This is a genomic window from Promicromonospora sp. NPDC057488 (assembly GCF_042802395.1).
Classification (GTDB): Bacteria; Actinomycetota; Actinomycetes; order Actinomycetales; family Cellulomonadaceae; genus Promicromonospora.
The window spans coordinates 1-8,211 of the sequence record NZ_JBHVEG010000233.1 but is presented as its reverse complement, the minus strand read 5'-3'; the positions used below and the strand labels follow the sequence as shown (position 1 = coordinate 8,211).

General features: G+C 74.4%; 3 protein-coding genes. 1 reads left to right on the top strand and 2 read right to left on the bottom strand.

Annotated elements, in window-relative coordinates; all coding sequences use genetic code 11:
- Nucleotides 1–82 precede the first annotated feature (82 nt).
- Both ACFU5G_RS27645 and ACFU5G_RS27640 read right to left on the bottom strand, forming a co-directional pair.
- Nucleotides 83–883 carry an SDR family NAD(P)-dependent oxidoreductase gene (locus ACFU5G_RS27645; protein ID WP_377251920.1) on the bottom strand — a complete coding sequence of 267 codons (801 nt, stop codon included), beginning with the start codon at nucleotides 881–883 and terminating at the stop codon, nucleotides 83–85.
- A gap of 347 nt (nucleotides 884–1,230) precedes the next feature.
- Nucleotides 1,231–4,083, bottom strand: coding sequence for an AAA family ATPase (locus ACFU5G_RS27640; RefSeq protein ID WP_377251918.1), 2,853 nt, complete (start codon nucleotides 4,081–4,083; stop codon nucleotides 1,231–1,233).
- 205 nt (nucleotides 4,084–4,288) lie between these two features.
- On the opposite strand from ACFU5G_RS27640, the gene ACFU5G_RS27635 reads away from it, so the two are divergent.
- Complete coding sequence (locus ACFU5G_RS27635; RefSeq protein WP_377251916.1) at nucleotides 4,289–8,146, top strand: S8 family serine peptidase; 3,858 nt, start codon at nucleotides 4,289–4,291, stop codon at nucleotides 8,144–8,146.
- Nucleotides 8,147–8,211: the final 65 nt, after the last annotated feature.

Here is an 8,211-nt window from a genome sequence, read left to right as displayed (position 1 = left end):
AGCTTGTCGAGACCTGGTGAGGTCTCGACAAGCTCGACCCGCGGGCGGCTCAGGTCTCGACAAGCTCGACCCGCGGTAGGCGTCAGAAGGCGCCCTTGATCAGCCCGCCGTCCACGCGCAGGGTCGCGCCGCTGACGTACTCCGCCAGGTCGCCGCACAGGTAGGCGACGGCGGCGGCGATCTCGTCGGGCTTGCCGAAGCGGCCGCGGTCGTTCGGGATCAGCGCCTTGACGGCGTTGGGCAGGATCTCGTCCCACGTGCTGCCCCAGCCGCGCGCCGGCCCGATCTCCGTGACGAGCTCCTGCGTGGCGTCGACCAGGATCGCGCCCGGCGACACCACGTTCGACGTGACGCCGGTGCCGGCCAGCTCGCGCGCGAGCGAGACCGCCAGGTTGTGCCGCGCCGCCAGGGTGGCGTTGTACTGCGGGTGCGTGTTCATCGGTTGCGACGCGAGGCCGCCGCCGATCGTGATCACGCGTCCCCAGCCGCGCTCGCGCATCGCGGGCACGAGGTGCTGGATCATCCGCACCCCGGAGACGACGTTCACGTTGTACGTGTCGGCCCACTCCTGCGGCGCGGCGTCCGTCCAGGACAGGTGCCGGTAGAAGCCGGCGTTGTTGACCAGGATGTCGACCGGCCCGCCGGCCGTCGCCGCCCGCGCGACGTCGGCCGCGCCGTCGTCCGTGGCGAGGTCGCCCAGGACCGCCGTGGCGTCGCCGCCAGCGGCGCGGATCGCCTCCGCCACGGCCTCGGTGCGGTCCCGGTCGCGACCGTGGACCACCACGGCGGCGCCCTCGGCCGCCAGGAATCGTGCCGTCGCCTCGCCGAGGCCCGCGCTCGATCCAGTGACCAGCGCGCGCTTGCCGCTCAGGTTCAGCTCCATCGTTCTCCTCCGATCGGGCGGGCTCGTCGGCGTGGTGCCGATGCCGTCGCCCACCCACGTCTGTAAGTCTACGACTGTAGACTTACAAGGAAAGGGGTAGGCCAGGTGATCTGGAGCACACCACATGGCCCCAGCCCGCGAGGCTTGACCCGGCGGACACCGGCCCAGGTCTGGCGCCCGACACGACCATGCAGCTACTGCCAGACCCGGGCCCGGCCTGGCAGCAACTGCATGGTCGGCAAAAGCGGGGAGGCCGAGCGGGCGGGCCGGCAGAGGGGCAGGCCGAGCCGAGTGGGCAGGCCGGCCGGCCAGCCGACCAGACAGCAGCCCGACCAAGCAGCCCCGCCTCAGCCCGCGACCGGGGCCCGGTCCTCCTCGGCGGCGTCGAGGAGGCGGACGGCGAGGTCGGCCCGCGACGTGCAGCCCAGCTTGCGCAGCGCGCTCGACACGTGGCTCTCGACGGTCCGCGGCGACAGGAACAGGTCGGCGGCGATCTGCCGGTTGGTCCGTCCCCGCGCGGCCAGCAGCGCGACCTCGCGCTCGCGCCCGGACAGCCCGAGCCCGTTGGAGCGTCGTCCGCCGCGCCACGGGTACGGGACCGGGAGCCCGAGCCGGCGCAGCGTTCGGGTGACCCGCGCGACGTCGTTGCTCGCGGCCCGCGCGCCGTAGCCGCGCAGGGCCTCCTCCAGGAGCGCGGCGCCCTCGGCGTCGCCGTCCTCGGCCAGCCACTCCCCCAGGCGCTCGACCGCGCGGGACTCCTCCGGGCGCAGCCCGGCCTCGGCCACGACGGCCCGCGCCTCACGCAGCAGCCCGACGGCGGCCGCGTGGTCGCCGTCGGCGCGCGCCACCACCGCCCGGCAGGAGAGCAGGGCGGCCCGGGCAAGCGGCGCGTCGACGACGCCTAGCCCGGCCGCGAGCTCCTCGACGTGCACCCGGGCCTGCGGCGTGCGGCCCTGGGTGACGAGCGCGTCGACCAGGCACAGCATCGGCTCGGCGGCCCACACCCAGTTGCCCTTCTGCCGGGCGGCGGCCACGGCGAGGTCGGCCTGGTGGGCGCTGCCCTCGACGTCGTCGAGCGTGAGCAGCAGGCGGGCCAGCGCGCTGCGGCCGGCGAGCAGCGGCCAAACGGCGCCCACGCGGACGGCGTCCTCGACCAGGTCCGTGAAGTGCGCGGCGGCCTCGGAGGCGCCCCCGGACGCGGCGAGCATGACGCCGTGCAGCAGGCGGTCGTCCAGCGAGGCGGCGTCGAACCCGGGGCGCCGGACGACGAGCTCGTGCGCGCGGCCGGCCAGGTCGCCCCAGCGGCCCGCGGCGCAGTCGACGGCGGCGGCCACGAGCTCGATCACGTCGTTGACCCGCAGGTACTCGGCCGCCGCCACCACGCGGCGGCCCTCGGCGAGCAGCCGCTCGGCGCGGCGCACGTGGCCCACGTGCAGCGCGGCCTGGGCCCAGTTCACGCAGGCCCGGGCGTGCTCGCGGGGGTGGGCGGGCAGCGCGGCGTCGCCGAGCAGCGCCTCGACGAGCGGCCACCCCTCCGGGTCGCCCTGCTCGATCAGCAGCGAGGCGCGTGCGATCCGCACGGCCAGCTCCACCTCGACGGCGCCGCTGCGCCGCGCGGCGTCCTGCGCCTGCTCGCCGCGCCGGGTGTGCACGGCCATGGGGCGGTCGGTCACGGTCTCCGGGGCGGCGAGGATCGCGAGCGCCCGGGCGAGCAGCGCGGGGTTGTCGGCCAGGTCCGGCAGCGCCCGCTCGATCTCGCGGTAGCCGGCGTCGGCCAGGCCCTGCTGCCGGAACAGACGGCCCAGGGCGAACCGGAGCTCGCCGCGCACGTCGCCGGGCAGCAGCTCGCCGGCCAGGAGCTGCTGCAGCAGCGGCACGGCCTCCTCGTGGGCGAGCCCGTCCACGGCCGCCCGGCCGAGCTTCACGGCCAGCCGCAGCCGCTGCTCGGTCGGCAGATCGGCCTCCATGGCCTGCACCAGGAGGCGCGCGGCGTGGGCGTCGTCGCCGTGCGAGACGGCCAGGTCGGCGGCGTCCTCGGCGTACGCGACGAACCGGGTCACGTCGCCCGCGCGGTGGTAGTGGTGCGCGAGGCGCGCCACGGGGCGCGGGCCCTCCCGCTCCTCGATGGCGCGCGCCACGGTGCGGTGCAGCAGCCGGCGGGTGGGCGTGGGCAGCGCGTCGTAGACGATCTGCTCGGCCAGCACGTGCCGGAACCGCACCTGCCCGTCCTGCTCGTGCAGCAGCCCGGCGGTGATCGCGTCGACCAGGGCCTCCACGACCCTGGCGGGCGGCAGGCCGGTGACCTCCGCGATGAGGTCGACGTCGACGGGGTGGTCCAGCACGGAGGCGACGCCCAGCACCTCGCGGGTGCCCTCGGCGACGCCGTCGAGCCGGCCGAGCACGACGTCGCGCAGGGCGGTGGGCACCGCCAGGTCGGTCAGCACGTCGTCCTGCTGCGCGGCGTCGTCGGGCAGCGGGGTCTCGTGCAGGGCGCCGAGCACCTCCTCGGCCACGAACGGGATGCCGCCCGTGCGCTCGTGGAGCGTGGCGGCGAACCCGGCGGAGACCTCGGTGCCGAGGATGCGCCCGGCCAGCTCCCCGACGCCGGCCGGGTCGAGCGGGCTGAGCGTGAGCGCCAGCGGCGGCCCGGACGCGGCGCGCGCGAAGGACTCGCGGACCGGCAGCGGGGTGCCGCCGCTGCGCAGGGTCAGCACGATGCACAGCCCCTCGGGCTGGTGCGCGGCCAGGAAGGTCAGGAAGTCGAAGGTGCTGCTCTCGGCCCAGTGGACGTCCTCCAGCACGAGGACCGCCGGGCCCATGCGGTCGAGCAGCTCTGCGGCGGCCCGGAACACCCGGTGCCGCGCGGCGCGCTGGTCGGCCAGCTCCGGGGGCGGCGGCGGGAGCCGGTCGCCCAGCTCGGGCACGAGCGGCGCGAGCGCGCCGACGATCGGGTTGTAGTCGCCGGGCCGCACCAGGTCGGCGTGGTGGGACAGGACGTCGAGCACCGGCGCGAGCGGCAGCGGCTCCTGCAGGTGCTCGCAGTGGCCGATGAGCACGGGCATCCCCGCGAGCGCCGGGTCGGTGGCGAGCTCGCGCACGAGGCGGCTCTTGCCGACGCCCGCCTCGCCGTCGATGACGACCAGGGACGGCGTGGCCCGGACCTTGTGGACCAGGGACTCCAGCTCGCTCGTGCGGCCCACCAGGACGGGTGAAACTCGGGGTCGAGCCGGTGGTGCAGTCGCGTGGTCGAGGCTCAAACGGCTGCTCCCTCCGTGTGGTACCCGGGGACCGTGGTGCCCGTCGTGAGGCAAAAGTCAGTGTATGGCACTGATGTTTCCGGCAATCGACGCAATTACCTTCACTGATCAGCCGCGGATGCTCCGTGGCTGATCTGAAGGAGGGCACATGGACCGACGGTCCGACGAACGCCGGCTGTCACGCGGGCATGTGCGCCGTGCGGCGGCGGTGACGCTCGCGCTAGCGCTCACGGCGACGGCGACGAGCACCGCGGCGGGGGCACAGCCCGACGCCACGGCGAAGAAGAACTACATCGTGCAGATGGCGCTGCAGCCCGTCGCCACGTACACGGGCGGGGTGGCCGGCCTGGCCGCCACCAAGCCTGCCGAGGGCGAGAAGGTCGACCCGGCGGCGCCCGAGGTCGTCGAGTACGCCAAGCACCTGCGCGGCAAGCACCGCGCCGCGCTGCAGAGCGTGGGCGCCAAGGACCCGCTCTACCAGTACGTGTACTCGTTCGACGGGTTCGCGACGTCGCTGACGGCGGCCCAGGCCGCCGAGCTGCGCACCGAGCCGGGCGTGCTCGCGGTCACCGAGGACGTCCTAGTGCACACCACCACGGCCGACACGACGGCCACCGCCGACGGCAAGGACGGCGACGGCGACGGCGAGGAGGGCATCACCGTCTGGGGCGAGCCCACGACCGCCTCCGCCTCCGCCGACGACGCGCCCCTGTTCAAGGGCCCGGCCGGGCACGGCAAGCCGGCCGCCGCGGGCGAGGACGTCGTCATCGGCGTCATCGACTCCGGCATCTGGCCGGACAGCGCCAGCTTCTCCGACAAGGACAAGCGCGGCCGCCCGGCCTACCAGCGACTGCGCGGGTTCGACGGCGAGTGCGACGACGCCGAGACGGTCGGCGACGACTCCTGGGACGACGACTCGTGCAACCTGAAGCTCGTCGCGGCCCGGCACTTCAACGACGGCTGGGGCGGCGACGCCGGCATCGCGCAGGAGATGCCGTGGGAGTTCCAGTCGGCGCGTGACTACAACGGGCACGGCACGCACACCGCGTCGACCGCGGGCGGCAACAAGGACGTCGCCGTCACCGGTCCGCTCAACAAGTTCAGCTCGACGGTGAGCGGCGTCGCGCCGCGCGCCCGGATCGCCGCCTACAAGGCGCTGTGGTCCGCCGAGGACGGTTCGACGGCGAGCGGGTACCCCTCCGACATCGTCGCGGCCGTGGACCAGGCCGTCGCGGACGGCGTGGACGTCATCAACTTCTCCGTCTCGGGCACCCTGACCGACTTCCTGGACCCGACGGAGCTCGCGTTCCTGGCCGCCGCGCAGGCGGGCGTGTTCGTGTCCGCCTCGGCGGGCAACAGCGGCCCGGCGTCCGGCACGGTGGCGCACCCCAGCCCCTGGATCACCACGGTGGCCGCGGCCACGCACTCCACCTCGGCCCGCTCCAGCGCGACGCTCGGTGACGGCACGAAGGTCTCCGGCACGTCCCTGGCCGCGAAGGTCGTGGGCCCGGCGCCGTTCGTCTACGGGCGCGACGTCGCCGCGGCCGGGGCCACGGTCTCGAACGCCGGCATGTGCTTCACGACGGCGGACAACAACGGCAAGCCCGCGCTCGACCCCGCCAAGGTGGCCGGCAAGATCGTGCTCTGCGACCGCGGCGAGAACGCCCGCGTGAACAAGGGCGCGGCGGTCGCCGAGGCCGGCGGCGTCGGCATGGTCCTGGTGAACACCGTCGAGGGCGACACGCTCAACACGGACGTCCAGGCCGTCCCGTCGGTGCACGTCGCGGCGACCGACCGCGACGCGCTGCTCGCCTACGCCAAGACGTCGGGCGCCACGGCCACGATCGCCGCGGCCTCCGTCGACACCTCGACGCCCGCCCCGTACACGGCCGCGTTCTCCTCGCGGGGCCCGTCGCTCGCGGGCAACGGCGACATCCTCAAGCCGGACGTCACCGCGCCCGGCCAGGACATCCTCGCCGCCGTGGCGCCGCCCGGGCAGCAGGGCCTGGACTTCAACCTGATGAGCGGCACCAGCATGTCCGCGCCGTACGTGGCGGGCCTGGCGGCGACCCTCGTCGAGAAGAACCCGCGCTGGTCGCCCATGGCGGTCAAGTCCGCGCTGATGACCACGGGCTCGGACGTCCTGGACGCCGACCCCGAGGCCCCGGCCACGCTCTACCAGCAGGGCGGCGGGCACGTGGCCGCGGCCGAGTCCACCGACCCCGGCCTGGTGTACGACAGCAACGTCGAGGACTGGTTCGCCTTCCTCTGCGGTGCCACCGACGGCGTGCAGCAGACCACCTGCGACGCGCTGGAGCAGGACGGGCACAGCCTCGCGCCGTCCGACCTGAACACGCCCTCCATCGCGATCGGGCGGGCCGCCGACGGCCAGCAGGTCACCCGCACGGTCACCAACGTGGGCAAGAAGCGCGCCACGTACACGGCCGACGTCACGGGCCTGGACGGGCTCGGGGTGCAGGTCAGCCCCCGCAAGCTCACGCTGTCGCCCGGGAAGTCGGCGTCGTTCACCGTCACGTTCACGCGCGGTGAGGCCGAGCTGAACGCCCGGCTCGCCGGCCACCTCACGTGGTCCGACGGCCGCGGCGGGCACACCGTCCGCTCGCCCATCGTGCTGCGCATGGGCGCCGAGGCCTGGACCGCCCGGTTCAACGGCGGCGAGAACGGCCTGGGCGCCAACGACGACAACGGCAACGAGACGCTCACCTCGCCCGACGGCAAGGTGGTCTACACCGCCGGCCAGACGTCGCCCGCGAGCTTCGGCGGGTTCCAGAACTCGCCGGTGACCGCGGCCTACGACGCGGCGACGGGCCGGCCCCTGTGGTCGGACGTGTACGGCGGCCCCACCGGGGTGGGCGGCGAGCAGACCGGCTTCGGCATCAGCCCGGACGGCGACACGCTGTTCGTGCTCGCCTCGGGCGGCGGCTACGGCAACGAGTCCGACTACGTCACCATCGCCTACGACGCCGCCACCGGTGAGCGCCTGTGGGTCTCGGTGTACGACGCCGAGGGCCTGTCCGACTACGGCGAGGCCCTGGCCGTGAGCCCGGACGGCTCCGCCGTCTACGTCACGGGCATGTCGCTCCTCGACGACCAGGGTGCCGCCGACTACGGCACGATCGCGTACGACGCCGCCACGGGCGAGGAGCTGTGGCGCTCGCTGTACGACGGCCCGGTGCACGAGACGGACGCCGCCCGCGCCATCGCGGCGTCACCGGACGGGTCGGCCGTTGTGGTCACCGGCCAGAGCCGCGGCGAGGGCAAGAGCCTCGTGGACTGGGGCACCGTCGCGTTCGACGCGGCCACGGGCGAGCAGCTCTGGGACGCCACCTACGACGGCCCGGACGACAAGGGCGGCTCGGGCGGCGCGGTAGCGATCACCCCGGCCGGCACCGTCCTCGTGACCGGCGACAACAACAGCGCCGAGAACTCCACCGACTGGGTCACCATCGGCTACTCGCTGGCCACCGGCGAGGAGCAGTGGGTCTCGCGGCTGGACGGCGGCATCGGTGACACCGACGTCCCCCGCACGGTCGTGGTGAGCCCGGACGGCGAGTCCGCCCTGATCACCGGCAACTCGTGGGGCACGGACACCGGCAGCGACTACCTGACGGCGGTCTACGACGTCGAGACCGGCGAGGAGCGCTGGACGGCGCGCTACGACGGCTCGGCGCACGGCCAGGACGTCGCGTACGCCGGGGCGTTCTCCCCGAGCGGTGACCACGTGGTGGTCACGGGACGCAGCGAGGAGGAGGAGACCGGCGAGGACTTCGCGACCGTCGCCTACGACGCCGCCTCGGGCGAGCAGGTCTGGTCCGCGCTGTACGACGCCGGTGGTTCCGGCGACGTGGCCAACGCCGTGGCCGTCACGGAGGGTCCGGGCACGCAGACGCGGATCGTGGTCACGGGCCAGAGCAACATCATGCTCGACGAGATGACCAGCGACGCCGACATGACGACGCTGACCTACCTGGCCGAGCTGGGCTGAGGTAACACAACGCTGGTCGAGCTCCCTCGCTGGTCGAGCTTGTCGAGACCTGACCAGGTCTCGAC